The sequence below is a fragment of the Mesorhizobium subarcticum genome (assembly GCF_055456085.1).
Map to the genome: position 1 here is coordinate 5989186 of NZ_CM144237.1, position 22409 is coordinate 6011594.

22 protein-coding genes, 2 pseudogenes and 1 riboswitch are annotated in these 22409 nt (G+C 62.9%); of the genes and pseudogenes, 5 read left to right on the top strand and 19 right to left on the bottom strand.

The window, feature by feature from the left end; genetic code table 11:
* The first annotated feature begins 180 nt into the window (after window positions 1–180).
* A complete protein-coding gene (locus ACZYHG_RS29375; protein ID WP_464611549.1) occupies window positions 181–864 on the top strand; it encodes a transglutaminase-like cysteine peptidase in 684 nt (227 codons plus the stop codon).
* A gap of 198 nt (window positions 865–1062) precedes the next feature.
* Here ACZYHG_RS29375 and ACZYHG_RS29380 read toward each other — a convergent pair whose 3' ends face one another.
* The 4 genes from ACZYHG_RS29380 to ACZYHG_RS29395 form a co-directional block, all read right to left on the bottom strand.
* Window positions 1063–1335, bottom strand: a complete 273-nt coding sequence (locus tag ACZYHG_RS29380) for a PsiF family protein (RefSeq protein WP_464611550.1) — start codon at window positions 1333–1335, stop codon at window positions 1063–1065.
* Between the two features lie 144 nt (window positions 1336–1479).
* Window positions 1480–3774 carry a caspase family protein gene (locus ACZYHG_RS29385; protein ID WP_464611551.1) on the bottom strand — a complete coding sequence of 765 codons (2295 nt, stop codon included), beginning with the start codon at window positions 3772–3774 and terminating at the stop codon, window positions 1480–1482.
* Window positions 3775–3907: 133 nt separating this feature from the next.
* Entirely contained in the window at window positions 3908–5146 is a 1239-nt protein-coding gene (locus ACZYHG_RS29390; RefSeq protein WP_464611552.1) for a class I SAM-dependent RNA methyltransferase, read from the bottom strand.
* Complete coding sequence (locus tag ACZYHG_RS29395) at window positions 5143–5907, bottom strand: TlyA family RNA methyltransferase (protein WP_464611553.1); 765 nt, start codon at window positions 5905–5907, stop codon at window positions 5143–5145. The genes ACZYHG_RS29390 and ACZYHG_RS29395 overlap by 4 nt, the downstream gene beginning before the upstream one ends.
* Window positions 5908–6066: 159 nt before the next feature.
* Between ACZYHG_RS29395 and ACZYHG_RS29400 the strand changes: the two genes are divergently transcribed.
* Window positions 6067–6468, top strand: coding sequence for a GFA family protein (locus ACZYHG_RS29400; RefSeq protein ID WP_464611554.1), 402 nt, complete (start codon window positions 6067–6069; stop codon window positions 6466–6468).
* Between the two features lie 97 nt (window positions 6469–6565).
* Here the strand turns inward: ACZYHG_RS29400 and ACZYHG_RS29405 are convergent, their stop codons facing one another.
* The 6 genes from ACZYHG_RS29405 to ACZYHG_RS29430 all read right to left on the bottom strand — a co-directional run bounded on the left by ACZYHG_RS29405 (window position 6566) and on the right by ACZYHG_RS29430 (window position 11613).
* Entirely contained in the window at window positions 6566–6859 is a 294-nt protein-coding gene (locus ACZYHG_RS29405; protein WP_464611555.1) for a hypothetical protein, read from the bottom strand.
* Between the two features lie 148 nt (window positions 6860–7007).
* Complete coding sequence (dxs, locus tag ACZYHG_RS29410) at window positions 7008–8921, bottom strand: 1-deoxy-D-xylulose-5-phosphate synthase (protein WP_464611556.1); 1914 nt, start codon at window positions 8919–8921, stop codon at window positions 7008–7010.
* A gap of 184 nt (window positions 8922–9105) precedes the next feature.
* Complete coding sequence (locus ACZYHG_RS29415) at window positions 9106–10026, bottom strand: pirin family protein (RefSeq protein WP_464611557.1); 921 nt, start codon at window positions 10024–10026, stop codon at window positions 9106–9108.
* A 39-nt stretch (window positions 10027–10065) separates the two neighbouring features.
* On the bottom strand, window positions 10066–10332 hold the full coding sequence (locus tag ACZYHG_RS29420) for a DUF2277 domain-containing protein (protein WP_464611558.1): 267 nt from the start codon (window positions 10330–10332) through the stop codon (window positions 10066–10068).
* A 99-nt stretch (window positions 10333–10431) separates the two neighbouring features.
* Window positions 10432–10683, bottom strand: a complete 252-nt coding sequence (locus ACZYHG_RS29425; RefSeq protein ID WP_027034215.1) for an exodeoxyribonuclease VII small subunit — start codon at window positions 10681–10683, stop codon at window positions 10432–10434.
* 3 nt (window positions 10684–10686) lie between these two features.
* Window positions 10687–11613, bottom strand: a complete 927-nt coding sequence (locus ACZYHG_RS29430; RefSeq protein ID WP_464611559.1) for a histone deacetylase family protein — start codon at window positions 11611–11613, stop codon at window positions 10687–10689.
* A 177-nt stretch (window positions 11614–11790) separates the two neighbouring features.
* Window positions 11791–11972: riboswitch (cobalamin riboswitch) on the top strand.
* A 173-nt stretch (window positions 11973–12145) separates the two neighbouring features.
* Here ACZYHG_RS29430 and bluB point away from each other — a divergent pair.
* Window positions 12146–12655 (top strand): annotated as a pseudogene (bluB, locus tag ACZYHG_RS29435) (5,6-dimethylbenzimidazole synthase); the annotation flags it as partial.
* A 164-nt stretch (window positions 12656–12819) separates the two neighbouring features.
* Here bluB and ACZYHG_RS29440 read toward each other — a convergent pair.
* Window positions 12820–13803 carry a hypothetical protein gene (locus ACZYHG_RS29440; RefSeq protein ID WP_027034212.1) on the bottom strand — a complete coding sequence of 328 codons (984 nt, stop codon included), beginning with the start codon at window positions 13801–13803 and terminating at the stop codon, window positions 12820–12822.
* A gap of 102 nt (window positions 13804–13905) precedes the next feature.
* Entirely contained in the window at window positions 13906–14514 is a 609-nt protein-coding gene (locus ACZYHG_RS29445) for a TetR/AcrR family transcriptional regulator (RefSeq protein ID WP_464611560.1), read from the bottom strand.
* A 118-nt stretch (window positions 14515–14632) separates the two neighbouring features.
* On the opposite strand from ACZYHG_RS29445, the gene ACZYHG_RS29450 reads away from it, so the two are divergent.
* Window positions 14633–15856: an MFS transporter gene (locus tag ACZYHG_RS29450; protein ID WP_464611561.1), complete on the top strand. Its 1224-nt coding sequence runs from the start codon at window positions 14633–14635 to the stop codon at window positions 15854–15856.
* Window positions 15857–15891: 35 nt separating this feature from the next.
* Here ACZYHG_RS29450 and ACZYHG_RS29455 read toward each other — a convergent pair whose 3' ends face one another.
* The 3 genes from ACZYHG_RS29455 to aroC all read right to left on the bottom strand — a co-directional run bounded on the left by ACZYHG_RS29455 (window position 15892) and on the right by aroC (window position 18786).
* A complete protein-coding gene (locus ACZYHG_RS29455) occupies window positions 15892–16434 on the bottom strand; it encodes a GNAT family N-acetyltransferase (protein ID WP_464611562.1) in 543 nt (180 codons plus the stop codon).
* 35 nt (window positions 16435–16469) lie between these two features.
* Window positions 16470–17570 carry a 3,4-dihydroxy-2-butanone-4-phosphate synthase gene (gene ribB / locus ACZYHG_RS29460; RefSeq protein WP_464611563.1) on the bottom strand — a complete coding sequence of 367 codons (1101 nt, stop codon included), beginning with the start codon at window positions 17568–17570 and terminating at the stop codon, window positions 16470–16472.
* Between the two features lie 109 nt (window positions 17571–17679).
* A complete protein-coding gene (aroC, locus tag ACZYHG_RS29465; RefSeq protein ID WP_464611564.1) occupies window positions 17680–18786 on the bottom strand; it encodes a chorismate synthase in 1107 nt (368 codons plus the stop codon).
* A gap of 184 nt (window positions 18787–18970) precedes the next feature.
* Here aroC and ACZYHG_RS29470 point away from each other — a divergent pair, with 184 nt between their 5' ends.
* Complete coding sequence (locus ACZYHG_RS29470) at window positions 18971–19231, top strand: DUF1344 domain-containing protein (protein ID WP_464611565.1); 261 nt, start codon at window positions 18971–18973, stop codon at window positions 19229–19231.
* A gap of 91 nt (window positions 19232–19322) precedes the next feature.
* On the opposite strand, the gene ACZYHG_RS29475 is transcribed toward ACZYHG_RS29470, so the two are convergent.
* The 4 genes and pseudogenes from ACZYHG_RS29475 to ACZYHG_RS29490 all read right to left on the bottom strand — a co-directional run bounded on the left by ACZYHG_RS29475 (window position 19323) and on the right by ACZYHG_RS29490 (window position 22378).
* A complete protein-coding gene (locus ACZYHG_RS29475; protein WP_464611566.1) occupies window positions 19323–19910 on the bottom strand; it encodes a histidine phosphatase family protein in 588 nt (195 codons plus the stop codon).
* A gap of 51 nt (window positions 19911–19961) precedes the next feature.
* Window positions 19962–20782: pseudogene (gene fabI / locus ACZYHG_RS29480) on the bottom strand (enoyl-ACP reductase FabI).
* A 101-nt stretch (window positions 20783–20883) separates the two neighbouring features.
* On the bottom strand, window positions 20884–21816 hold the full coding sequence (locus ACZYHG_RS29485; protein WP_464611567.1) for a DnaJ C-terminal domain-containing protein: 933 nt from the start codon (window positions 21814–21816) through the stop codon (window positions 20884–20886).
* A gap of 100 nt (window positions 21817–21916) precedes the next feature.
* Window positions 21917–22378 (bottom strand): RT0821/Lpp0805 family surface protein, encoded by a 462-nt coding sequence (locus tag ACZYHG_RS29490; RefSeq protein ID WP_464611568.1) that lies wholly within the window; start codon window positions 22376–22378, stop codon window positions 21917–21919.
* Window positions 22379–22409: the final 31 nt, after the last annotated feature.

Here is a 22409-nt window from a genome sequence, read left to right on the forward strand (position 1 = left end):
ACGCTCTGACGCTCGAACTTGGCCTGGTGCGTCGGCTGATCCTTGTTTTTCGGCTTGAATCTCCGCCATACCTTGAAGTGAACACAATCGACGTTAGGAAATCATTAAGTCTTTAACTGCCTGGGCTGCCTTTGCGCGCGGACGCAGCACCAGTTCCTCGTTGTGGTGGTGGTTTTGACAATGCGGCACTCCCTGACTTCGTCTTTCCTGGTTGGCTTTGTTTCGTTGATTGGTGCGACATCGCTGCCAGCAAGTCCGGCGGCAGCGCAGTCGACATGGTTCAAGTCGCAATCGGCGCAATCGTCCAGGGATGGAGCGCGCTCCGCCGCCGTGGGTGGAAGCACCAGCGTGCCCTACGGCTGGCTCGATTTCTGCCATCGCCGGCCAAAAGAGTGCAAGGGGCCCGTTCTACCAGCCGCGAGTGTCAAACTGACCGCGCAGAACCTACGCATCCTCAAGCGCATAAATCAGACGGCCAACAATTCCATCAAGCCGGTCAGCAACTTTGAGCATTGGGGCACGATGGAAGACCACTGGGATTACCCGGTTGACGGCAAGGGCGACTGCAAGATCTACGCGCTCTACAAGCGCAAGCTTCTTCGGGAGGCTGGGTTCCCCCGGCAGGCGCTTTTGATGACAGTCGTGCGCGACCTCGACAATGAGGGCCACACCATCCTGACGGTGAAAACCGACAAGGGCGATCTCGTCCTCGACAATCTGGTCAACGAAATCAGGCCCTGGAACGCGACCGGCTATTACTTCCTGAAACGCCAGTCGCAGCAGAATCCGAATGTCTGGGTGTCGATCAACCAGCGTGGTGGTACGCCGAAGACCCTCTCGAAAGTTGCCAAGCTCGTAGACTGAGGGCTTGGGCGACCCGTGGCGCTCCAGGCGCCGCGGGCGTTCGGTGGCTGTCGGCATGGCAGATGCCGTGGCTGCCTCTTCCGCGCTCAATCCGGCCCTAAGTCGAAGCTGATAGAAACCCGGCTCACGCTTTTCCCGGAATTGCCGCCAGCCCCGAGGGTTAGGCTGGCAGCAGCATCTTGGCCGTGGAGCCGATGATCAGGTGGCTTTGCCGCCGTTCTTCTTGCACTCGGCGCGGAATTTTTCGCGCGCCTTGCCGTGCAGCTTCTGGGCGTCGGCAAGCGCTGAACATTGCTTCGAAATCGCGGTTTTCTCCGGCGTCATGGCAGTCGTCTTTGGCTTCTTCGCGGGGGCGACAGTGGTGGTCGTGGCCGGCGCGGTCGTGGTGGCTGCCGTCGTCGCTGCCGCGGCAGCTCCCGTCATAACAAACCCGGCTACGACGATAGACGTCAGAACGCTTGCAATCTTCATTGTGATGTCTCCCTTGAGCGCCCCGCCCAACATTGACTGGTAAAAGCGAGCCAAGCGACCGAGCAATCTTGGCCGCACCCAACCACGCAGTTGTGATCTGGCCGTGTATCGCCGTGCCAGGCCGCGTTCGCAGCCCGACACGCGCTATTTCCTGCAGGCAGGCTCGTTGGGATGCCCGCAAGACGGCTTCTTGCCGACCTGCCGTTGGTTTTGCTGTGGCTGAGGCTGCCGCTGTATGTGCGTCTGCGCCTGGAACTGCGGCTTCTGCGGCTTTGAAAGCACCTGCACCTTCGGCTTGTCTTGCAGCTTCAACTGGCGGTGCGGATTGCTGTTCGAGACCTTGCCGCCCGCTGGCCCGCCATCGGCCGGTGGCTTGTGGAACTTGGGTCCTTTGCCCTGTCCGTTGGCTGCCCCATTCGTCATGTCCGAGCCACCTGCGCCCTGACCATGGAGCTTTTTCATTTTGCCGTTGGCTCCGACCTGGCCATTGAGCACTGCGGGATTGTTGGTCTTCAGTTTCAGCTGGCTATTCTGCCCATTGCCGGAAGGTGCCGTGGCGCCGGCCGGGAGCTTGCGCAACTTCGTGCCCTTGTCCTGTCCATTGGTTACCGGAGCCGCGCCGTTGGAGGTCGTCGCGGCATCCGCAACACCCTGCTTGCGCAACAGCTTGCCTGATTTGTCGTTGGCCATATTCTGGCCGTTGAGGACCGGCTTGCCGTTGACCAGGGGCAGCGTCTTGCCGTCGGCACCAGGCAGAGCGTGGCCGGCCAGTTTGTCCGCCGGCAGCGTTTTCGACAGCGGCGTGCCGCCGTTCTGCTGTCCCGTTTTGACCAGTTTCGATGGCAAGCCGCCCGGATTGACCTTGGCGAGCGTGGCTTCCTTCTTCTGCAGGAAAGCCGGCCACGCCACCTTGGTCGCAAATGCGGCCGCACCGATGCCCACCGCACCCGCGGTCAGCTTCTGGCCGGTGGTGAGGCCACCCTGGTTCTCGTTGATCGTCGTGTTGTTGATGATCGTGGTGTTGTGGATGTTGTTGAAGATCACATTGTTCGGGGGCGGGAAGATGTCATGCGGCGGGTTCACCCAAACCGGCACGGGCACGAACACCGGCGTCGGCAGCAGGAAGACGCCGATCGGCGGTGGCGGTGGCGGCAGTTCGATGAAGTCGCGCGACCGCGGCTGCAGGAAGATCACCGCCACCGGTGGCGGCGGATCGAAGCCGAATTCGGGGTCGTCGAAATAGAGCACAGGCCGGTCGACATAGACGATTTCTTCCGGCGGCGGCGGCGGCACGTCGTAGGCATAGACGGCAAAACCCTGCGGCGGCTCGAGGGCGGCGTCGAAATGCTCGAGCCTGCGGCGAGCATCCCAGGCATGGGGGCCATGCGGATAACGATCGAGATAAGACCAATAGGCCTCGGGCGTGTCCCTGAGCCAGGTCTGGCGCCAGGTGATCGCCTCGCGCCGCGCCGCCAGGATGGCGCGCACGCGCCTGGCCATCGGGTCGTGGGGATAGGCGACGATGAAGTCTTCGTAGCCGCGCATCGTGTCGCGATCGAGGGCCGCGATGTAGGCGTCATGCGCATCGAAGTCGCGGATTTCCTTGGTCCGGTTTGTCCGCACCTCGGCGGCTGAAACCTGCGGCGCCGGGGCATCCGGGCCGCGGTCGAAGAAGACGAAGGGATCGGTGATCTTGGAGGCGTTCCAAGGAACCTCCGCGCCATCCGTCACTTCGTTGACCCGCAGCCGCGTGCGGTCGAACACATCGCCAAGCTGCAGGCCACCATCCCTGATCATCTCGGCAAGCGCCTGCGCATAGGCGCCATACGAGCCTTTGCCTTCAGGTGCGACTGTGCCCGGGGCGGCATTGAAGGCGACCAGCATGTTCGGGTCGGGGTCGACGAGTGCGAGGCCGCCGGCAAGCGGCTGGTTCGACTTCGCGAAGGAATTTGGTCGCGCCGCGTCGAGCACGACGATGTTGACCTTGTTCGGCAAGGCCGCGAGTGGCTTGGTGAGATCGGAAACCCGCACGGCGGCCATCGGCACGTCGGCGGCATTGGCGATCTGGGCATCGACCGGCACGAAATAGTTCTCGCCCTCGAACTGCAGGCCCTGGCCTGCCAAATAGACAAACACCACCGCGTCGGGACCGGCTGCCGTCACCTTGGCGAGGAAATCGCGGTAGGCGCCGCGCAGCGATTCCTGGTCGACATCGCGCGCGCCGACCACGTCGAACCCCGCCGCCTGCAATGTCTGCGCAATCAGGCCGGCATCATTAGCCGGCGTCGCCAGTGCGCCCGCAGGGTAGGCAGCGTTGCCGATGACGAAGGCAAGGCGTTTTTCGCCTTGCGCCAGCGCCCCGGCCGTCGAGCCGAACGCAAAAATGGAGACAGCGAGGAAGAAAGCGAGGAATTTCGAGACCGTCCGCATTACGATCATCCGTCAGGTGAGAGTGCCGATGCTTCCGCCCAAGAGCCCGGACTAGGCCGGTGCAAAAAGGCGGCTTTGCGGCGCCTTTCGGTCGAGAGCGGCCGGCGTGCCCGGTCTCAACGAAACGTGATCGTTGGCTGGCTCAGCCGCGCCTTCTCCTGGGTTTTTCCAGCAGAGCGACCGCCTCGACATGGGGCGACCACAGGAACTGGTCGACCGGCGTCACGCTTTTCACGGTGTAACCACCGTCGATGAGGATGCGCAGGTCGCGAGCCAGCGTCACCGGGTTGCAGGATACGGCGGCAACGAAAGGAACATCCGAGCGGGCAATCTGCTTCGACTGGTCCTCGGCGCCCGCGCGGGGCGGGTCGAAGACGACGCCATCAAAGACATTCAGCTCCTTGAAGGTCAGCGGACGGCGAAACAGGTCGCGGCGTTCGCCGGTCACCCGCTTCAAACCGGTCGCGAAGCGTGAGCCCCGGTCGAGCGCGGAAAGTGCCGCCGCATCGCCTTCCACGGCATGGACTTCCGACTTCGCGGCAAGCCGAAAGGTAAAGCTGCCGCAGCCGGCGAAAAGGTCGGCGACCTTCTTGGCGCGCTTGAGATGTCCGCCGACGATCTCGGCCATTGCCTGTTCGGCTGCCTCGGTCGCCTGCATGAAGGCGCCCGGTGGCAAGGCGACCGCGACGCCGCCGAACATGACCACGGGCTTCCTCGGCTCGATGACGATCTCGTCATCGATGGACAGCCTGGCAAAGCCCTGCGCAAGGACAAAATTGGAGGCGATGCGCCGCTGGTGTTCGCCAAGCTTGCCGGAGTCGTGCACCGCGACATCGAGTCCCGATCCAGTCACCGTGACCGCCATTCGGAACGATTTCGTGGTGGCGCATATCAAATCGGCGAGCGCTCTCAACCGGTCAAGTGCTGCGACAATCTCGGGCAGCGAGATCGGGCATTCGGATATGGAGATGATTTCCGGCGACAGATGGCGGTTGAAGCCGAGCAGCATGCCCGTATCGGCGCGCCGGGCGGCGAGTACGACACGACGGCGCGTATGCGGCGCACAGGCGACCAATGCGCCAATCTCGCAATCGATGCTCTTCAGGGCGTGCACCACCTTGTCGCGTTTCCACTGGCGATAGGCTTCGGCCTCGAAATGCTGGAGAGCACAGCCGCCGCATTCGGTGAAATGGCGACAGGCGGGTTCGATGCGCAGCGGCGAGGCCTCCAGCACCGCCATCAGCGTGGCGCGGTCGCGTTCACGAGCAGCCGTGACAGTCTCCCCCGGCAGCGTGAAGGGGATGAACAAATCGCCGCTTTCGGTCTCGGCAATGCCGTCGCCCTGGGCGCCAAGCTTTTTGATGGTGAAGCGCGTGCTCATCGATCCTTGATCCCACCGAGCAGGAATTCACGATTGCCGTCGCCGCCTTCGATCGGCGACAGATGCAGGCCGAGCGAGCGCCAGCCGGGAACATCGTCGAGCCAATCCTGCAGCAGGCCGGCGACACCGGCGGCGGCGAAGGGGTCTTTCAACAGGCCGCCCTTGCCGATCGCCTCGCGGCCGGCCTCGAATTGCGGCTTGACCAGAAAGATCGCGCCGGCACCGGGCTTCGCAATGGTAAGTGCCGGCGGCAGCGCCAGTTTCAGCGAGATGAAGCTGACGTCGGAAACAATGAAATCCGGAATGCGGCCGGCCAGATCGGCGAGCGTGAGATCGCGGGCGTTCAGCCCCTCGATGACGGTCACGTGGGGGTCACCGCCGATATCGGGGTGCATCTGGCCATGACCGACATCGATGGCGGTGACATGGGCGGCGCCGCGTTCCAGCAGCACCTGGGTGAAACCGCCCGTCGAAGCGCCGATGTCGAGCGCCTCGCGACCGGCGGGATCGATGCCGAAATGGTCGAGGCCGCCGATCAGCTTCAACGCCGCGCGCGATACATAACCTTGCGCCGGGTCGTCGATGGCAACGAGGCATTGCGGCGAAACGTTCTGACCGGGCTTGCGGGCAAGGACGCCATCAACCGTCACCGTGCCGCGCTCGACCGCGTCGCGGGCACGCGAGCGGCTGGCAAACAGGCCGCGCTGGACGAGCAGGTCGTCGAGCCGCTGGCGTGTGCTGGCTGGCAGAGGCGAGTTCATCGGCCTTCATGGCGAAAGCCGGCGGCGAAGGCAAGGATAATGGGCGGGACCGCGGAACATCTGCGCCGAGCCAGCACCCCGATAGCTTGCGATCACCGTTGTGGGCCGGCACAATGGCGAGGAAGAGCGCCATCCACACTCGGACCCGAAGGAGGCCGGATGCTGACGGGAGCCTGCCACTGTGGTGCGACGCACTGGACCCTGGAGGGCGATCCCGGGCCAATCACGGCTTGCAACTGCACGCTGTGCCGTCGCTACGGGACGCTCTGGGCTTACGACTTTGTCGATGAGCGTATCCGCGTCGTTGGACCGGTGAGCAGCTACACCCGTACCGGAAAAGACGAGCCTTCGCTCGAGATCCTTTTCTGTCCGACCTGTGCCTGCGTGCTGGCCTGGCGCGGCTTGCGCGCCGGTGCCTCCGGCCGAACACGCATCGCCGTCAATGTGCGCCTGGCGCCGCCACAAGCCGTTGCCGATCTGCCAATCGACCATTTCGATGGCCTCGACACATTCGACGACCTGCCGCGCGATGGCCGCTGCGTGCGCGATATGTGGTTCTAGAGAGATCCACCGTTTCACGGAAACGGCGAAGCGCTCTAACTCATTGTTTAAGGCAATTCCGGACGGAAAACCGTTTCACACTTTTCCTGGAATTGCTCTAGAAAATGGTGCGGGACACCTGACGCTCGACGGCTGGAGACAAACCGTCGTCCCTATCCCCCGAGGCTTGCACAGCCGGATGCTCGGCCGCAACGGCAGACACCGGAGCAACATCTGGCAGAACCACAAGCTGCGGCACCTGCTTGTAGGAAAAGCCACCACGGATATCGCCCATCTTGCTGGCGACGATGCCCTGCGCCGCCTTTTCAAGATTGCGATCATAGCGCGTCTCGGCAGCCGCGGGTGCTGCAAGGGCGGCTGAAAGTGCCACGCCACACAGAAGCGTTCTCATTGTTGTTGTCTCCCTGCCTGGTCACGATCTAGCAGGACGCCGTTGAAAAACGGCCAAGAGACACGGTAAGCAAAGCGCCAAACGACAGCGTAAACAATGCGTTACGAAATCAAGCCGGCAAACTGATTCAAGCCGTTGAGATTTTGATTCAGGCGCGCTGGGCGCGGACTGTATGCCCGAGTGCAACGAATACGGTGCGCACGATGCCGGCGGCGTCGAGGCCGGCATCGGCGTACATCTTTTCCGGCTTGGCGTGGTCGCTGAAGACGTCGGGCAGGACCAGCGGACGCACCTTCAGGCCACTTTCCAGCAATCCTTCATGAGCAAGGAACTGCAGCACGTGGCTGGCGAAGCCGCCAATGGCGCCCTCCTCCACCGTCACCAGAACCTCGTGCGAGCGGGCCAGCCGCCGGATCAGGTCCTCGTCGAGCGGCTTGGCGAAGCGGGCATCGGCAACGGTGGTGGAAAGCCCGGCCGCGCCGAGTTCCTCGGCGGCAACAAGGCAATCCTGCAAGCGCGTGCCGAAGGACAGAAGTGCTACCTTGCTGCCTTCCCTGACGATGCGGCCTTTGCCGATATCGAGAACCGACCCGCGCTCCGGCATGTCGACGCCGACGCCATTGCCGCGCGGATAGCGGAAGGCGATCGGGCCGTGATCATAGCTCGCGGCAGTGCGCACCATGTGGCGCAGTTCAGCCTCGTCGGCTGCCGCCATCACGACAAAGCCCGGCAGGCTTGCGAGGAAAGTGGTGTCAAAGGCGCCGCAATGGGTGGCGCCGTCAGCGCCGACGAAGCCGGCGCGGTCGATCGGGAAACGCACCGGCAGTTTCTGGATCGCAACGTCATGGACGACCTGGTCGTAGGCACGCTGCAGGAAGGTCGAATAGATCGCCGCGAACGGCTTGTAGCCTTCGGTCGCCAGTCCAGCGGCAAAGGTGACAGCATGCTGCTCGGCGATGCCGACATCGAAGGTTCTAGCCGGGAACACTTCGCCGAACAGGTCGAGGCCGGTGCCGCCCGGCATGGCGGCGGTGACGGCGACGATGCGGTCGTCCTCGCGGGCTTCCTGGATCAGGCTTTCGGCGAACACCTTGGTGTAGGCCGGCGCATTGGCCGGCGCCTTGGCCTGCGCGCCGGTGATGACGTCGAACTTGTTGACGCCGTGATATTTGTCGGCGGCTGCTTCCGCCGGCGCATAACCCTTGCCCTTCTGGGTAACGACATGGATCAGCACCGGACCTTCGCCATTGTCGCGGACGTTTTTCAGGACCGGGATCAAATGTTCCAGATTGTGACCATCGATCGGACCGATGTGATAGAAACCGAGCTCCTCGAACAAAGTGCCGCCGGTGACGTAGCCGCGCGCATGCTCGACCGCCCTTGTGATCGCACGATCGGCGCGCTTGCCGAGATAGGATGTCAGTTTCTTGCCGAAATCGCGCAGGCCGGCATAGGCCTTGCCCGAGGCGAGACGCGCCAGATAGGCGCTCATGGCGCCGGTCGGCGGGGCGATCGACATGTCGTTGTCATTGAGGATGACTATGAGGCGCGCATCGAGCGCACCGGCATTGTTCATCGCCTCATAGGCCATGCCGGCCGACATGGCGCCGTCGCCGATGACGGCGATGACATTGTTGCGGCCGCCTGCGAGGTCGCGGGCAGCAGCCATGCCGAGGCCGGCCGAGATCGAGGTCGAGGAGTGGGCGGCGCCGAACGGATCGTATTCGCTCTCGGCGCGGCGGGTGAAGCCGGACAGGCCGCCTTCCTGGCGCAGTGTGCGGATGCGGTCGCGGCGGCCGGTCAGGATCTTGTGTGGATAGGCCTGGTGGCCGACATCCCAGATCAGCCGGTCATCCGGGGTGTTGAAAACATAATGCAGCGCCACCGTAAGTTCGACCACGCCGAGGCCAGCACCCAGATGGCCGCCGGTGCGGGACACGGCGTCGACCAGTTCGGCGCGCAGTTCGAACGCCAGTTGCGGCAGCTCACTCTCGGCAAGCGCGCGCAAATCCGCCGGGATGCGGACCTTGTCGAGAAGCGGCGTATGCGGCGTTGCGTTCACGGGTGCTTTGGCTTTCTGTTCATCGGCGGGATAGGCCGCCGACCGGCGAAAGTAAATGCGTGTCGGTGACGCGGGCCTGCTCCCAAAATGACAGCGCGTCGAAACAGCTTATGGCCGCGCTTTCAAGTCCTTGTTTTCGTGCATAACGTGGTCCCGAAACCGGGCCGCTTTTGGGCGATATTCATTAGTTTTCCGGCAGCGGAATAAACTCTTCCTCATCTCCAGGAACGATATCGAAGCGGCCGGTCTTCCATTCTTGCTTGGCCTGTTCGATGCGCTCCTTGGATGAGGATACGAAATTCCACCAGATGTAACGCTTCGAGCCGAGCGAGGCGCCGCCGAACAGCATGAAATGCGCACCGGTTTGCGACGATATGACGATCTCGTCGCCGGGCCGGAACACCAGCAGCCGTTCGGCCGGAAAGACGTCGCCCGAAATCGCGACCTCGCCTTCCAGCGTGTAGATGGCGCGCTCTTCGGCATCAGCCGGAATTTTCACGCTGGCGCCCGGCGCCAGTCTGAGGTCGGCGTAGAGCGTCTCGGTATCGGCCCGCACCGGCGAGCGCAGTCCCTGGAAATCGCCGATGACGACGCGGCCGCTGATGCCTTCAGCGTCGATCTCGGGGAGCAGCAAGGCAGCCGTGTTCTCGAACACCGGGGCGACTTCCTCCTTGCCGTCCGGCAAGGCCAGCCATGTCTGCAGGCCGGAGATCGACATCGGCGCGCCGCGCAGTTCCTCGGGCGTCCGCTCGGAATGGACGATACCACGGCCGGCGGTCATCAAATTCACGTCGCCGGGCTGGATCACCATTTCGGTGCCGAGCGAATCGCGATGCCTGATCTTGCCGTCGAACAGATAAGTCACCGTCGACAGGCCGATATGCGGATGCGGACGGACATCCATCGCCTGGCCGGACCGCAGGATCGCCGGCCCCATGCGGTCGAAGAAGATGAACGGGCCGACCAGCCGCCTCTTGGCGGTCGGCAAGGCGCGGCGCACCTCAAAGCCGCCAATGTCCTTGGCGTTCGGGATGACCATCAGCTCGATCTGGTCGCTGGCGAAAGCATCGCCCGCTTCAGGGTCTTTCCCGGGGAAGAAACTCACGAGACCTCCTTGTCAGCGGACAATGCCCGCCTGCACGCATCAGGCAAAGCGGATCGCCGCCTTTGCCCGCAGCTTGGCCGCCACCTCCTCGCGATTGCGCGGAAGCTGGTGGGTTTCGAGCGAATCGAGCAGCTCGCGCGCCGACGCCGCAATGGCTTCGACGGCATGATCGAACGCGTGCTGGTTCTGCTTCGACGGCCTGGTCGCTCCGCTCAGCTTGCGGACGAACTGAAGGGCCGCGTCGCGGACTTCGTCATTGGTTGCCGGCGGATCAAAATTGAACAGGGTCTTGATGTTTCTGCACATCGCTTCCGTATCTCCTCTTGTCCCGGAGCCGTTTCAGTCGGGATGAACTCTATCCTCAATCATGATCATGTCCAAAACTCGGTAAGACAACACCGTGCCTCAGTCCGCGTCGAGGGGCTCCGTCCCGACCGGCTTGCCATCGCGCGACAGCCTGATCTTCTCGACCTTGTCCTCGGCGGCCTTCAGCAGCCGGTCGCAATGCGCCTTCAGGGCCTCGCCGCGCTCATAGATCTTGATCGACTGGTCGAGCGGCACGTCGCCACGCTCCAGATCATCGACGATCTTCTCCAGCGCGTCGAGTGCCTGCTCGAAGCTCATCGCCTTGACGTCTTCGTTGGTCTCAGCAGCCATCATTCATCCTTTCATCAGTCGCCCGACATGAGCGGCGACTGAAAATGCCAATCCTTGCAGATCGTAGCCGCCCTCGAGCAGGCTGACGAGCCGGTTGCCGCTGTGGCGGGCCGCTCGCTGCATCAGCTGACCGGTCGCCCAGTCGAAATCATCCTCTGTCAGATTGATCTCGGCTAGCGGATCGCGATGGTGCGCATCGAAGCCGGCCGAAATGATGATCAGATCGGGCGCGAAATTGTCGAGTGCTGGCAACACGCGCGACAGGAAGGCATCGCGAAACACCTCGCTGCCGGTCTGCGGCGCCAAGGGCGCGTTGACGATGTTGCCGGCTCCGGTCTCGCTCTTCGCGCCGGTGCCGGGATAAAGCGGCATCTGATGCGTCGAGCAATAGAGCACCGAGGGATCGTCCCAAAAGATATCCTGCGTGCCGTTGCCGTGATGCACATCCCAGTCGACGACGGCAACGCGCTCGACGCCATGCTTCTTCTGCGCATAGCGGGCAGCGATCGCCGCCGTGTTGAAAAAGCAGAAGCCCATCGCCGTGTTCTTCTCGGCATGGTGGCCGGGTGGCCGGGCGGCGACGAAGACATTGTCGGCGCGGCCGGCAAAGACGTCGTCGACGGCCGCGTTGGCGGCGCCGATCGCGGTGATCACCGCTTGCCAGCTCTTCGGGCTGGCGGTGGTGTCGGCGTCGATGCGGGCGATGCCCTCGTCAGGAATGGCGGCGCGGACGCGGGCCACGAAATCGGCGGGATGGGCATAGAGGATGGTGGCCTCATCGCCCTCCGGCGCCTTGACGCGGTCGAGTGCGGCAAAGGTTTCGTCGTCGAGGACGCGCTCGATGGCGCGCAAGCGGTCCGGCCGCTCGGGATGGCCGGGCGGCGTGAGGTGTTCGAGGAAGATAGGGTGCGTGTAGAGACGGGTTGTCATGCTCCCTATCTAGTGCCCCGGCGCTGCGATGGCCATGCGTTGCGGCTTGATGGCTGGGGAAAATCACGCCTGCGTCCATTGGCGTCGCTGCGGGGATTGGCGCCGCGGGCGCTTCGGCGTAAGGTCGCCGTCACTGCCTGGTGCCCGCCGGTCTGTTTGTTTAGCCGCATTCTGCGACGCCAAGTGATTTCACTTGGCTGCAAATGCTCTGGCGGGAGAATCGGGAACACGGTTGAATTCCGTGGCGTGCCCAACGCTGTGAGGGGGACCGCGCCGGTAAATGCCACTGTCGATGACGGGAAGGCACCGGACGCGGGTTGATCCCGAGCCAGAAGACCGGCCTGGCAGGCATCGTCATCCGCATGGTCAGGCGGGTGGCATCAGAGCAACGTGCGTCCACTTGGACGCACAAAGTGCGCTCTGACGATGTCAAACTATTGCAATCGCAAGGGGACACGCGATGCCGGAACACATGACCGCTCCTATGGGCGACGGATTCGACCAGACAGCGCGCGACGCGGTCTATCGTGCGATGTTCACACGGCGCGATGTGCGCAGCCATTTCCTGCCAACCGCGATCGACGATGAGGTGCTGGCGCGGCTTTTGCTCGCAGCCCATCACGCGCCATCGGTCGGCTTCATGCAGCCATGGAATTTCATCGTCATCCGCGACGCCGCCAGACGGGAGAAGGTGCGTGACCTGTTTCTGGCCGCGCGCGAACAGGAACTGCCTGAAATCGAGGCAGAGCGACAGGCGCTTTACCGCAAGCTCAAGCTGGAAGGCATCTGCGAGAGCGCGCTCAACATCTGCATCACCTGCGACCGCGAGCGCTCGAAGGGTTCGCCGCTCGGACGCTGGCACAATCCGGAGATGGATCTCTACAGCACGGTCTGCGCGGTGCAGAATTTCTGGCTGGCCGCGCGCGCCGAAGGCGTTGGCGTCGGCTGGGTCAGCATCATCGAGCCGCAAGCGTTGAAAAGCCTGCTGTCCATTCCCGAGCACGTGACGCCGATCGCCTATCTCTGCGTTGGCCGTGTCTCCGAGTTCGCGCCCAAACCAGACCTTGAAACACATGGCTGGGGCCGGCGCTTGCCGCTACCCGAACTGATCATGAGCGAGATTTTTTGCGGGCAAGGCGAGGCACCACTCAAGTCAGCGGTGGCGCATCTCAACACCGTTGCTGTTGCGCCGGCGCTCCCCGCCGATCAGCGGGTCGCGCCCGCAGTGCCCCAGCGCGAGCCGCCGAAGGAGGCGAGCGCCTTGTCCTTGAGTTCCCTGAACTTCGACGACGCCTCGGCCAGCCGGGCGTCCCAGGCTGGATCTGGCACCTGGCCCTCGATGGTCTTGAAATAGACCTGCATCAGGCAGGCGATGGCGAAGGGTTCAATGAAGGCAGCCTTGAAGGCCCAGGCAAAAACGATGGCGAGCACGAAGGCCCAGCCGGCAAGCTGCCCGGGCATCATGAAAAGAATGGCCGCGGCCGGGGCCAGCATCAGCAGGAAGATGACGAACGACACGCCCCACATGATGACCGCCAGCCAGACGGCGTTCTTGACCATGACCTTGCCGTTCTGGGCATATAGCACGACGCCTTGGCGCGCCGTCTCAAACGGCGAGGATGAGTTGATGCGGATGTTGTAGCCGAGGATGATCTCGTCGACATAGGTCAGCGACAGGCGGATCACGGTGTTGATGAAAGAGACCAAGCCGCTCAGGCCCGGAATCGGCAGGAAAGCGGCGATACCGCCAAGCAGGCCGGTGATGGCACGGATGGCGCCCTTGACCAGCTGGTCGACGACAAAAAGGATGTTGGCCTCGGCGAAACGCTCTGTGACAACTTGCTTGGCATAGGCGATCTGGTTCTGGCCGTCGGGAACATCCCGGCCATCAATCAGATGCACCATGACGGCGATATGGCCAGCCTTGACGACGTAGAGGATGTATTCGCGGATCCAGTAGACGGCGATCGAGACGATGCCGAAACCGACCACGCCGCCCCATAGGGCAAAGGACAATGGGCCATCTGGATCTGTGGAGATATGGCCGACGCCATAGCCGACCGAGGCGCCGGTGCCGGTCGCCATGATGTAGGCCAGCGTGATGCCGAAATAGACGATCATGCGAAAGACAATGAACGGCCAGGTCCGCATCATGATGGACACCGACCGGCCGATCTCGAAATCCCACATGCGCCGAATCTCCCCTCAGAGATGGAGGTAGAGGATGAACCCAGACCGGCGATTGTCAACATCGGCAAATGCCGGGGATCGGTCTGGAATCTGTGTTTGCTGTCAGTCGGTGCGGCCACTGTTTTTCTTCAACAGCCCTTCAAGCAGCTGCTTGAACGCCGCCACCACCATCTTCGACGTCGCTTCGGGGTCGTTCGAATTGGCGATCCGTTGCGATGCCTGGCTGCTCGCGCCGTTGATCAGCCGTGCGGCGGTCTCGGGATCGAGCCCGGGGACAACCACCCCTTCCCCCTGCAGCGCGGCCAGATGATCGGCCATTGAACCGACACAGGCATTGGCATTCGACCATTGTGCCGGATCGCCCAGCACGGCCGGGCCGTCGCGGAACATGATGCGCTGGATTTCCGGCTCCAGCGCCATCTCGATATAGGTCGTGCATTCGTCGACGAAACGTTGCCAGCGGGTCGGCGCTCTCGACGCAACCTCGTTCACCCGAGCCGCCATCTCGGCGTCGATCTCGGCGATAACCGCCTCCAGCAGCCCCTTCTTGTCACCAAAATGATGGTAGAGCGCGCCGCGTGTCAGCCCGGCCGATGCTGTGAAATCATCCATCGCCGCTTCGGCGTAGCCAATGGTGCCAAAGGCCTGGCGGGCCGCGGCGATCAGCTTGGCGCGCGTCTCGGCGATCATCTCCTTGCGGGGTCTGTGCATGCGTCTGGCCCTACTCACATACGCTCCGTATGCCAATTGACATACGTAGCGTATAGTCTATCTAATCCTCATACGCGTCGTATGTAATTGTCGGATCGCCTTTTGTCGAGGAATTACAATGCAAAACCCCTATGCTGAAATCTTTCGTGCCCCAGGGGCCAAGGGCTTCGCGGTAGCAGGCTTCATCGCCCGCCTGCCGATCGCCATGGTGCCGATCGGCATCGTTGCCATGCTGTCGCAGACGCGCGGCGAATACTGGCTGGCGGGTGCAGTCGCGGCGACGTTCGCTCTGGGCAACGCATTCGTTTCGCCGCAAACGTCGAGGCTGGTGGACCGCCTTGGCCAGACGCGGGTTGCGGTTCCCGCCACCCTCCTTACATTCATCGCCTTTGCGGTGCTGATTGTTGCGGCCAATCAGGACTGGCCGGTATGGACGCTGTTCGTGTCTGCGCTGGCGGCAGCCGCCATGCCCAGCATGCCAGCCATGGTTCGCGCGCGCTGGACAGAGCTCTTTCGCGGACGTCCGCAAATGAACACTGCATTCGCCTTCGAGTCGGTCGCGGACGAACTGGTCTATATTGTCGGCGCCTCGCTTTCGGTAGGGCTTAGCGCTGCGCTGTTTCCGGAAGCCGGTGTCCTGGCAAGCACGCTGTTTCTTGCCATTGGCTGGGCCGCGTTCATCCTGCAGCGTTCGAGTGAACCCCAAGTGCGGCCGGCTGGTCATGGCTCCAGCGGCTCGGCAATCCGTCTGCGGCCCGTGCAGATCATCACCTTCGCCATAATCTTCGTTGGCGCGACCTTCGCGACGACGGAAGTCAGCACGGTGGCGCTCACCAAGGAGCTCGGCCAACCCGGTGCCGCCAGCTTCGTCATCGGCGTCTATGCGCTGGGATCGTTCATGCTCGGCATCGTGGTCGGCGCGCTCAACCTGAAGGCGCCGCTACAGCGGCAACTCGCCATGGCAGTCGCCGTTCTGGCGCTCAGCACATTGCTGCCGCTCGCCGCCGGCTCGGTGCCGCTGCTCGCACTGACCGTGTTCCTTAGCGGCGTGGCGATCTCGCCGACCTTCATCACCGCTTTCGGCCTGATCGAACGGCATGTGCCGGAAGCAATGCTGACCGAGGGCATCACCTGGGTGACCACAGGCATCGGCATCGGCATGGCGCTGGGCGCGTTTGTCGCCGGCGCGGTGGTGGATGCGTTCGGGTCCCAGAACGGGTTCTGGGTTTCGGTCGCATCAGGCACAATTGCCCTGATCACCGTGCTGCTTGGCCAGCGCAGCCTTGCCACCCATAAATGCGAGCTGGAGGGATGCGAAGCCGCTGCTGTCCCCGCGGAATAGTGTGCTCGGTCCCTGTCGGGGCCGTGCACTCCGCTCTATGCGGCGGGACGTGAAATACGGATCCAGCGCGGTCGTGCCAGCGCAAAAAGCATCGTTGGCGCGCCGTGCAACATCACCTCTTGCTCCAAGGCGAAGCCGCATTTCTCCAGCACCCGCCGCGATGCAGGATTGGCTGCGCGGACGAGGCCAATAACCCGGCCGGCATGCAGAGGGCCAAATGCGGCATTCAGCGCCTGCGTCACCAGTTCCGTGGCATAGCCATGGCCCCAGCTCTCCGGATGAAGATGGTAGGACAGGTTCAGGCCGTCGAAGTCCGCTGATACGGTGACCCCACCGAAGCCGACGAGCTTTCCATCGGCCTCGACCGCCCAGCGACCAAAGCCATGCTTGTCCCAATGGCCGATGTCACGGCCGAGCCTGGCAGCACTCTGCTGAGGCGTGTCCGCAACAGGATCGGGGCGATGGGCGACAACTTCCCAGCGCGAAAAGAGATCGACCAGGAAATCCAGATCAGCCTCCGCTGGCCGGCGCAGCAAAAGCCGTCCCCTTTGCTGGCTCAAAGGCAATGACGCGTCCATGCCGTCATCTCCCGGGAAAGGGATCAATTGACCCTTCAGAGAATCTCGGTTTTGGCGATGTGGATGCCAAAGCCCTCGAGGCCGACATAATGGCGCTCGCGCGAGGCGATCAGGTTGATCGAGGAAATGCCGAGATCTTTCAGGATCTGCGCGCCGAGCCCGATTTCGCGCCATTCATTCTCGCGTCGGCGGGCCTCGTCATGATCCTCGCGGTCGCCGCTCAGCGGGCGCTTGCGCTCCTGGTGCGCGACGCCGACCGAGCCTTCTCTGAGATAGACGATGACGCCGCGCTTGCGCTCGCCCATTGCCTTCATGATGCCGTCGAGACGGTGGCTGGTGCCGAAGACGTCGGTCACCACATCCTCGGAATGCAGCCGTACCGGCACGTCCTCGCCATCGCGGATATCGCCAAAGACGACGGCGACGTGATGCATCGTGTCCCAGGGCAGCGTGTAGGTGAAGACCTGCGCCTTGCCGCCGAGCGTGTCGATCTCGGAACAGGCGACGCGCTCGACCAGCGTTTCCTTGCGCTGGCGATAGGCGATGAGGTCGGCGACCGACACTTGCTTGAGACCGTGCTCCTCGGCAAAGGCCGCGACCTGCGGGCCGCGCTTGACGGTGCCGTCATCATTGACCAGTTCGGAAATGACGCCGATCGGCGGCAGGCCAGCGAGCTTGCAGAGATCGACCGCCGCTTCGGTATGGCCCGAACGCATGAGCACGCCGCCTTCACGCGCGATCAGCGGGAAGATGTGGCCCGGGCGGACAAAATCGGAGGCGCCGACATTGCCGTTGGCGAGGTTGCGCACAGTCAACGTTCGGTCGTCGGCCGAGATGCCTGTTGTCGTGCCATGCTTGAAATCGACGCTGACGGTGAAGGCGGTGGTGTGCGCGGAATCATTGTCGGCGACCATCGGCTGCAGGTTGAGCCGCTTGGCTTCCTCGCGCGGCATCGGTGTGCATACGATACCGGAGGTGTTGCGCACGATGAAAGCCATCTTCTCGGGCGTGCAGTGGACAGCCGCCACAATCAGATCGCCTTCGTTCTCGCGCCCATCATCATCCATGACGACGACGATCTCGCCGCGTTCGAAAGCGCGGATGGCTTCGACAATCTTCTTCTGGTCGTAAGGCATGGGAACTCGCTTCGCTCGCAGGGCAGTAGGGGAATAGGGCAGTAAGGCAGTAGGGAAAAGGAAAAAATTGGCAGTCTCAGGGGCTGTTGTAGCATACTGCCCTACTACCCTATTCCCCTCCCTTCCCCGTCTGTCCGCGATGCCGCAGGTAATGATCGGCAATGGCGCAGGCAACCATCGCCTCGCCGATCGGCACGGCGCGGATGCCGACACAGGGGTCGTGGCGGCCCTTGGTCATCACCTCGACGTCGTGGCCATCCTTGTCGATCGATTTTCGCGGCGTCAGGATCGACGAGGTCGGCTTGACGGCGAAGCGGGCGATAATCGCCTGGCCAGTAGAGATACCGCCGAGGATGCCGCCGGCATTGTTGGACAGGAACACCGGCTTGCCGTCATTGCCCATCCGCATCTCGTCGGCATTCTGCTCGCCGGTGATGTGGGCTGCCTCGAAACCATTGCCGATCTCGACGCCCTTGACAGCGTTGATCGACATCAGGCCCGACGCAATGTCCTGGTCGAGCTTGGCATAGATCGGGGCGCCGAGGCCCGGCGGAACGCCATCGGCGACGATCTCGATGACGGCACCGACAGATGAGCCTGCCTTGCGGATACCGTCGAGATATTTGGTGAAGACGGGCACGGAAGCGGGATCGGGGGTGAAGAACGGATTTTCCGCATCGCCGATGAAATTCCAGTTCCAGTTGGCGCGATCTATTCGTTTTTCGCCCATCGACACCAGCGCGCCGCGCACCACCATGCCCGGCACCACCTTGCGCGCCAGGGCACCGGCTGCCACCCGCGCGGCGGTCTCGCGAGCCGAGGAGCGGCCGCCGCCGCGATAATCGCGTATGCCGTATTTGACGTCATAGCTGTAGTCGGCATGGCCCGGCCGGTACTGGCGGGCGATCTCGCCATAGTCCTTCGAGCGCTGATCGACATTTTCGATCAGCATCGAGACCGGCGTGCCGGTGGTGATCATCGTTTCGCCGTCCTCGTCAAACACGAAGCCCGACAGCACCTTTACCTCGTCGGGCTCGCGGCGCTGGGTGACGAAGCGCGACTGGCCCGGCCGGCGCTTGTCGAGTTCGGCCTGGATTTCGTCACGCGTGAAGCGGATGCCGGGCGGGCAGCCATCGACCACGCAGCCGAGTGCTGCGCCGTGGCTTTCGCCCCAGGTGGTGACGCGGAAAAGATGGCCGAACGTGTTGTGAGACATGGAAAAGCGCCCTGCCCGGCAGCGGAGCCGGGTGAAGCCTGCCTTCTATTGGCGTTTTTTGCAGTGGTCAAACTGTCATCCCTGCCGTTTAAGTTTTGACACATTCGGCTGGTTTCTGCTTTCTTCCATCCGCCGTTGAGGATCCGCCGCCACAGTGCCGGCGCAATGACCAAAGAGGACGAATATGCGTACCCTGATTGGCGCTGTTGCCGCCACGCTTCTGCTTACCACCGCCGCTTTCGCCGGCCAGACCGAAGGTCTGATCAAGAAGGTCGACAAGGACGCACTGACGCTGACGCTGGACGACGGCAAATCCTACAAGCTGAACGCCGAGACCGATCTCGACGCGCTGAAGCCGGGCATGGACATCGTCATCGCCTATGACGTGACCAATGGCGAAAACGTCATCACCGACATGCAGTTGCCGGACGGCGACACCAACTAAAGCTTCCGACCCAAATTAGATACGTGCTGTCGGTTCGACATTCCGCCGAGCCGACCCAGCCGTGTCCTACCCGATTTCGGCCGTGGGCGACCTAAAGCCACTCCAGGGTCTTGCCTTCGAGCTTGAGCACGCGATCCTGGGGTACATCGAGGTTCGCGGCTTCCTCTTCGGCCATGTCCAGCACAAAGCGAAACAAGGCGCGGATGACCCCGCCATGGGTTACGCAGATTGTCCTGCGCTGCATCTCATCGAAGCAGGGCTTTACCCGTTCGAGCAGCATCTGGTAGCTTTCCGCGCCATCGCCGGGCGGTTGAAAGTTCCATTTGTCGAGCGCGCGCGACCGGCTTGCCCCGGGTGACTGCGTTTCGAGTTCGGCAAAGGTGAAACTCTGCCAGTCACCGAAATTGACTTCAATGAGCCTGATATCGGTTCGATAGCGAAGCGGATTGAGTTTCATGGCGGCGCGGATGCGCTCCATCGTCTCGCGCGTCCGCCGCATCGGGCTGGCAACAAAGTCGAAATCCCCCGGGTTGTGGACCAGCTCGGCGAGACGCTGTCCGTTTCCCGTCGCCTGTTCGCGGCCAAGGAGATTGAGATCGGTGTCGGCCTGGCCCTGAAGCCGGAATTCGGCGTTCCACGCGGTCTGGCCGTGGCGCACGATATAAACCAGCGTATACATCAGGTCTTCCGGGGTCGGGCCTGGGCCTGGGCGAAGGATGGCTAGGGGAAACTATTCCTTGACCGTCGAAATATCAGGCGCATCGACCGCCTTCATGCCGACAACGTGATAGCCGGAATCGACATGATGCACTTCGCCAGTGACGCCACGCGACAGGTCGGACAGGAAATAGACGCCGGAATCACCGACCTCTTCCTGGGTGACAGTCTGCTTCAGCGGCGAATTGTACTCGTTCCACTTCAGGATGTAGCGGAAGTCGCCGATTCCGGAGGCGGCCAGCGTCTTGATCGGGCCGGCGGAGATGGCGTTGACGCGGATCTTCTTGCCGCCGAGATCGACGGCGAGGTAGCGCACGCTGGCTTCGAGCGCCGCCTTGGCGACACCCATGACGTTGTAGTGCGGCATCACCTTCTCGGCGCCGTAATAGGTGAGCGTCAAAAGCGAACCGCCATCGGTCATCAGCGCCTCGGCACGCTTGGCGATGGTGGTGAAGGAATAGACCGAAATGTCCATGGTGCGCAGGAAGTTGTCACGCGTCGTCTCGACATAGCGGCCGGTCAGCTCGTCCTTGTCGGAAAAAGCGATGGCATGGACGAGGAAGTCGAGCTTGCCCCCCAATGCTTGGCGACATTGGCGAAAACCTCGTCAAGGCTCGCCGGATCGGTGACGTCGCAATGGCCGGCGACAAAGGCGCCCAGTTCCGCCGCCAACGGCTCGACGCGCTTCTTGAACGCCTCGCCCTGATAGGTCAGCGCGATTTCGGCGCCATGATCGACGCACGACTTGGCGATGCCGTAGGCAATCGATCTGTTGTTCGCGACGCCAAGAATAAGGCCGCGCTTGCCGGCCATTAGGCCCTGTCCACCCGCCATGTCAGCGCTCTCCGCAAGGTTTCTGCTTTGTGAAGTGCCTATCGCACAGGCACAAAGCCCCTTCAAGCGCTCAAACCGGACAGTTCGGGGGACAAGAGCCGTCAATCAACCTTTTTGGCACGCAGCAGGGCCTCGAGTGCTGAATCCCCGCCTTCCGGCAGCATGATGCGCACATGGGCATAGAGATCGCCATGGCCGCCGGCTTTCTCCGGCAGACCCCTGCCTTTCAGCCGCAGCACCTTGTCGGAACTCGACCAGGCCGGAACGTTGACGGCAAGCTTGCCGGTCGGAGTCTCGACCGGCACCTTGGCGCCCAGCACCGCATCCGCCAGCGCCACCGGCAGGTCGGCATGCAGGTCGCGGCCCTCGATGCGGTAGCGCGGATGCCGGCGGATATGGATCTTGACCAGCGCATCGCCCGGCTGGCCCGGCCCCTGTTCGCCCTGGCCCTTCAGCCGGATGGTCTGGCCGTCCTCGACAAAGGCCGGCAGTTTGACGGCCACCTTGCGGCCATCCGGGAACATCGCCGTCACCTTTTCGGCGGTCGCCGCCTCCTCGATGGTGACGTCGAGCGTGACGTTCAGATCGGCAGCCGTCGCGGGCTGGCGACGATCGCCAGCGCCTGCACCGCGCGCGCCCGCAAAGGCGTCGCCGAAAATCTGGCTGAAGATATCGCTGTTGCCGTCGAACGGATCGCCACTGGGGCGGCCGGAACGAAATTCGAATCGCGAACCGCCGGCGCCTTGCTGGCGGCGAAACCCGCCGAAGGGATCGCCGCCACCGGCAGCGCCCTCAAAACCCTGGAAACGCGGCTTGCCGTCGGCGTCGATCTCGCCGCGATCGAAGGCGGCACGATTCTTCTCGTCGCCGACGACCTCATAGGCCTGGTTGGCCGCGGCAAAACGGTCCTTCGCCTTGGGATCATCCGGATTCTGGTCGGGATGATGCTTCTTGGCAAGTTTCCGGTATGCCGATTTTATATCCTTGGCCGATGCGTTCTTTGCAACGCCCAGCACCTCATACGGGTCGCGCATGCGTCCTGCCCTGGAAATGAGTTGAGTCCATACTTGCCTCCTATATGCGCTCGCATAGGAAGAAATTCCAGTAGTGGACTGTCATATCAAAACCGGAAAATCAGAGCGCCTTGAAGCCCTGCATGCGCCAGCCGCCGGCATTGGCAAGGCAGAGTTCGCCCTCGAACATGGCGACGCCGTCAAAGCTCTCTCGCGAGGCCTTGAAGCGGCGGCAGGTCTGGCCCCTGTCCTTCAACTCCGCCAGTTCGGTGATGGAGCCGCGTGAGCCGGTGCCGGCATTCGCCCACGGCACGGCCTGGCCACTGAGCTGTTCGATGTCGGCGGAGGATACTGCGTTGCCGATCGTCGTCTGGTCGGAGTCGCGATCCGAATCGGAAGGTGCTACCGAAGCCTGCGTGCTACTTGTCAGGATCGAGCGGTCGACTTCGGCCTTTTCCAGGCTGAAGCCACCCGCGCCGCAACCTACAAGCGGCAGGGCAATGGACATGATCGCGGCTTTCGCGCTGGCCGAAGCGATAAGGCCCCATTGCCTGCTGTCAAAAGCTTGCGCGATACGCGACAATCGGCAACCTCCCTGATTTCGTGACAATTTG

Coding starts and splice junctions, on each gene's coding strand:
- ACZYHG_RS29380 (WP_464611550.1), bottom strand. CDS start 1,335: ATGAAGATTGCAAGCGTTCTGACGTCTATCGTCGTAGCCGGGTTTGTT.
- ACZYHG_RS29400 (WP_464611554.1), top strand. CDS start 6,067: ATGCTGACGGGAGCCTGCCACTGTGGTGCGACGCACTGGACCCTGGAG.
- ACZYHG_RS29470 (WP_464611565.1), top strand. CDS start 18,971: ATGCGTACCCTGATTGGCGCTGTTGCCGCCACGCTTCTGCTTACCACC.
- ACZYHG_RS29395 (WP_464611553.1), bottom strand. CDS start 5,907: ATGAACTCGCCTCTGCCAGCCAGCACACGCCAGCGGCTCGACGACCTG.
- ACZYHG_RS29485 (WP_464611567.1), bottom strand. CDS start 21,816: ATGCGCGACCCGTATGAGGTGCTGGGCGTTGCAAAGAACGCATCGGCC.
- ACZYHG_RS29450 (WP_464611561.1), top strand. CDS start 14,633: ATGCAAAACCCCTATGCTGAAATCTTTCGTGCCCCAGGGGCCAAGGGC.
- ACZYHG_RS29375 (WP_464611549.1), top strand. CDS start 181: ATGCGGCACTCCCTGACTTCGTCTTTCCTGGTTGGCTTTGTTTCGTTG.
- ACZYHG_RS29430 (WP_464611559.1), bottom strand. CDS start 11,613: ATGACAACCCGTCTCTACACGCACCCTATCTTCCTCGAACACCTCACG.
- ACZYHG_RS29405 (WP_464611555.1), bottom strand. CDS start 6,859: ATGAGAACGCTTCTGTGTGGCGTGGCACTTTCAGCCGCCCTTGCAGCA.
- ACZYHG_RS29425 (WP_027034215.1), bottom strand. CDS start 10,683: ATGGCTGCTGAGACCAACGAAGACGTCAAGGCGATGAGCTTCGAGCAG.
- ACZYHG_RS29445 (WP_464611560.1), bottom strand. CDS start 14,514: ATGCACAGACCCCGCAAGGAGATGATCGCCGAGACGCGCGCCAAGCTG.
- aroC (WP_464611564.1), bottom strand. CDS start 18,786: ATGTCTCACAACACGTTCGGCCATCTTTTCCGCGTCACCACCTGGGGC.
- ACZYHG_RS29420 (WP_464611558.1), bottom strand. CDS start 10,332: ATGTGCAGAAACATCAAGACCCTGTTCAATTTTGATCCGCCGGCAACC.
- ACZYHG_RS29385 (WP_464611551.1), bottom strand. CDS start 3,774: ATGATCGTAATGCGGACGGTCTCGAAATTCCTCGCTTTCTTCCTCGCT.
- ACZYHG_RS29455 (WP_464611562.1), bottom strand. CDS start 16,434: ATGGACGCGTCATTGCCTTTGAGCCAGCAAAGGGGACGGCTTTTGCTG.
- ribB (WP_464611563.1), bottom strand. CDS start 17,570: ATGCCTTACGACCAGAAGAAGATTGTCGAAGCCATCCGCGCTTTCGAA.
- ACZYHG_RS29390 (WP_464611552.1), bottom strand. CDS start 5,146: ATGAGCACGCGCTTCACCATCAAAAAGCTTGGCGCCCAGGGCGACGGC.
- ACZYHG_RS29440 (WP_027034212.1), bottom strand. CDS start 13,803: ATGTGGGATTTCGAGATCGGCCGGTCGGTGTCCATCATGATGCGGACC.
- ACZYHG_RS29475 (WP_464611566.1), bottom strand. CDS start 19,910: ATGTATACGCTGGTTTATATCGTGCGCCACGGCCAGACCGCGTGGAAC.